This is a genomic window from Enterocloster alcoholdehydrogenati, assembly GCF_013282095.1.
Taxonomy (GTDB): domain Bacteria; phylum Bacillota; class Clostridia; order Lachnospirales; family Lachnospiraceae; genus Enterocloster; species Enterocloster alcoholdehydrogenati.
Genome location: NZ_BLTJ01000029.1, coordinates 1 through 3,412, shown reverse-complemented (window position 1 = coordinate 3,412; position 3,412 = coordinate 1). Strand labels below are relative to the sequence as shown.

Sequence of the window (3,412 nt, the reverse complement as noted above, 5' to 3'; positions counted from 1 at the left end):
CTTCAATTCGTAAAGTAGATGTTGTGCGAAACAATAAATACAAATTTTTAGTCATATAAAAACGCTACCGGATTGTTGGTAGCGTTTTCTGATTGTGTATTTTCATTTAATTCAATAACTTTTTTTAATACTTTGAACTTTTGGATTTGTTCTATAGTATATAAAGGTTCAGGAAATTTAGTTATTATCCAATCATCAATTGTATAAGTACAACTTGTATTCTTTATATTATCCAATCATGTCACTCCTTTTTTTATATATTCATATTGCATTTCATTGTCAATTTCATCATCTATCATACACCCTAAATCTAATACTTTTTTAACAGCATCTTTTATTTCAGTAATAGTCATCTCTTTTCCAAATGGGAAATACGTTTTAATTGTATCAATATGTAAGTTTGCTTGACCAGTTGCTAATCTTCGGATTGGAATATCAACAGGAGTATTATATATATTGCAGATTAATTCATGATTTAAAACTAGTAATTCTTTCATTGATAATTTATTACCACATACCTCACCTATAAAAAGTGAAATATTTTTCGTTTCGCTTAAAGGTAAACTTCTAAATATATCTTCAACTATATTACTAAACTCCCTATAACTTACATTTTCCTCACAAACACTTATGGCTTTATCCAAAATATTATCTATTGATTCTTTATCTCCGCCTGTTGCATACATTAAGTTATCATTTAGCTTAAAAATCTTTTGAACTAAATACTTTTTTTGGTCATATCCATTCAATCTAGAGTCCGAACAAAACATAATAAAATCATTTTGTAAAATACCCACTATTAAACTCATGTAAAAATCCTCTGCTTATATTTTTTACATAATTATATCACATCATAGTATATTTTTATATTATAAAAATAATATTACATATTAAAATTACGCTTGATTTAATTATTGTTAACATTTTATTATGTTGTTCTATAAGTTTTCTTTTCGTTTAGAAGTATGTCTAATGATTTCATTGGTTTCTTTAAAATTTTTAACAAGCCCAGCAATAAGTGCCCTTTGTTCATTAGACAAGCCACTAACATCTATAGCATCTTGCTCATGTCCTAATAAAATATAATCTGTACTAACATTGAAAACATGAGCAATACGTGTAAGAATTTGAAAAGATGGTTGTCTTGTGTTGTTTTCATAAGCTGCAACTGTAGAGCGTGATACTTTTATCTTATCAGCTAATTCTGGTTGTGTCATTTTAGCATCTAATCTCAGTTGTTTTATTCTGTAACCAATTAGCATATATAAACACCTTTTCTTTTTATTTTACTATAAAAATCGTATACTTTTGGAATACGAAAACGTTTCTAATAGTAGACAAAAACGTATTCTTGTAGTATACTGAAGGTGGAAAGGAGGTGAAAAAATGATCCGGCTGTGTAAGTATAACCAAGAAACTACATTAAATAATATCCGCAACGGTAAATTGGACATGGTTGCATTAAGCACTACCAATCTTATTGATGATATTATTCTCAAAATGAATGATATTCATTTGTTTGAATGTCTAAAGGATAATATTTCTGATAAGCGTTCACATAATACAACCGTTCCTTATGAATTAATCTGGGCCAGTGCTATAGCTGCTAAAATGAAAGTTCAGACCAGTCTTACTGATATTCCGTATGCAATCAGTAACCACAGGACTTTGGCAAAACTTGGATATACACTGATTGATTCTAATGGAAGCTTAAAATGCGGATTAATGCAAGAAGGAACTTTAAGATTTTTATTAAGTAAATATAATCCTTCTTTATTTATTAACGGTTATAACAACACAGTTCAAAAGAGCATTTTCCCTATGCTTGATATTGCTCCAGATATTCATATCCTTGATTGTACTGATCTGGAGGTTAATTATTCCAATTCCAACTATGAAAATTCAGGAGTTACGCATAGTAAACGTGATGATTCATTAACCAGAGGGTATAAGCTTGCCACTCTCAGAGGAATTGTTGATGATACTGGTTTGATTGAAGATATCCGATTTGGTAGTATCAACATCCATGATTTTAATCTGAGTGAAGAAATGGTTCGTACTTCTCCAATGTTAAAACCTGGCGATATTCTCATTAATGATAGAGGATTTCTATCTAGGGACATAATTAATTTTCTTAAAACATCTAGAAATGTTGATGTTTATGTTCCCTTAAAAGAAAATATGATTGCTTATGAACAAGCTGTACTCAGTGCCAAAGAATTAGATGATTGGAAACCTCATCCTAATCCTAAAAGAAAAGATCAAGTCATTTCTGCTATTTCTGGTATGGGTTTATATTGGGAAAGCTCTAATCCTAAAGAAGATGTTCCCATTAATTGCTGTGTAGTTTGGAACAAAAACGAAGATGAATATTTTGTTTTTGTAACCACAGATATAAATACGTCGGCAAGGGACATCATCACAACCTATGAACTCAGACCAGAGATTGAAGAAGATTATCGACAATTAAAAGACTTCTGGAAAATCGAAGATTTCAAAAGCACAAAATTAAACGTAATACTTTTCCACATTGTCTGTGTCCTGTTTGGTTATCTTTTCTTTCAGCTTTATACATTATTACCAGACGGTGAGCAATATTTACATAAGTCTCTACCAATTATTCTCAAAACATATATACCAGAAGTTTTTCCTTATGTAGTTCTTTATTCTGGATATGAATTTGGGGTGCTTACCTTATTTGAATTAATGGAGCTTTATGCTCATTGCTCAGATGAGGTAAGGATAAAATTCAAGAAAATTTTAAATTAACACACATAAAGGAGTACGCAAACATGAAAAAATCTTTTGCCAAAAAACTAATTATTGCAAGCATGACAGGCATTTTATTAAGTTCAACCGTATTAACTGCATGTGGTGGTGATGATTACACTGCCGAGGATTTACAAGATGCAAGAGCAAGAAAAGCTCGCGGAGAAAAACTCAACCGAGAAGACAGTAATATGGTCGAAGGTTTTGAAAAATGGAAAGCCAAAAAAGATAAATATGCTGATTATTAAACTACAGGAGGTCTTATTATGGCTCTAATCAATTGTCCAGAATGCGGAAAAGAAATTTCTAATCAAGCTTCAAATTGTCCGCATTGTGGTTGTCCAATAGCATCTGCTCCAACTGGAATAAAGATAAGAGCATTATCTGATGATAGAGGAGTAAAAAGGACTAAATACAAAATTAATGGTATTGTCGTAGCTGAAGTACCTATAGGATCTACAGCAACTATCAAATTATCAAAGCCAACTGTAATTACTGTTTCTCATCACACTGGTTTGTCATTATATTCAAATTCAGAATGGCGTTTCATTGCTATTCCTGGAAAATGTTATGAATCAAGATATTGCAAACCAGGACTATTATTATGGAGTACAGTAGTAACAGAAGTATCATTCATTTCATA

5 protein-coding genes and 1 pseudogene are annotated in these 3,412 nt (G+C 30.8%); 3 read left to right on the top strand and 3 right to left on the bottom strand.

The genetic code is table 11. From position 1 onward, the window contains the following. Positions 1 to 47: 47 nt before the first annotated feature. From HW447_RS17720 to HW447_RS17710, 3 genes are all read right to left on the bottom strand, one after another. Positions 48 to 236 carry a hypothetical protein gene (locus tag HW447_RS17720; protein ID WP_176256346.1) on the bottom strand — a complete coding sequence of 63 codons (189 nt, stop codon included), beginning with the start codon at positions 234 to 236 and terminating at the stop codon, positions 48 to 50. Further along, positions 237 to 809, bottom strand: coding sequence for an Ntn hydrolase family protein (locus HW447_RS17715; protein WP_176256345.1), 573 nt, complete (start codon positions 807 to 809; stop codon positions 237 to 239). It abuts the gene before it with no gap. Between the two features lie 129 nt (positions 810 to 938). Next, positions 939 to 1,262: a helix-turn-helix domain-containing protein gene (locus tag HW447_RS17710; protein WP_176256344.1), complete on the bottom strand. Its 324-nt coding sequence runs from the start codon at positions 1,260 to 1,262 to the stop codon at positions 939 to 941. A gap of 124 nt (positions 1,263 to 1,386) precedes the next feature. Here HW447_RS17710 and HW447_RS17705 point away from each other — a divergent pair, with 124 nt between their 5' ends. The 3 genes and pseudogenes from HW447_RS17705 to HW447_RS18085 form a co-directional block, all read left to right on the top strand. Beyond that, positions 1,387 to 2,769 (top strand): transposase, encoded by a 1,383-nt coding sequence (locus HW447_RS17705; RefSeq protein WP_176256343.1) that lies wholly within the window; start codon positions 1,387 to 1,389, stop codon positions 2,767 to 2,769. A 23-nt stretch (positions 2,770 to 2,792) separates the two neighbouring features. Beyond that, positions 2,793 to 3,017: a hypothetical protein gene (locus HW447_RS17700; RefSeq protein ID WP_176256342.1), complete on the top strand. Its 225-nt coding sequence runs from the start codon at positions 2,793 to 2,795 to the stop codon at positions 3,015 to 3,017. A gap of 18 nt (positions 3,018 to 3,035) precedes the next feature. Then, positions 3,036 to 3,412: pseudogene (locus HW447_RS18085) on the top strand (hypothetical protein); the annotation flags it as partial.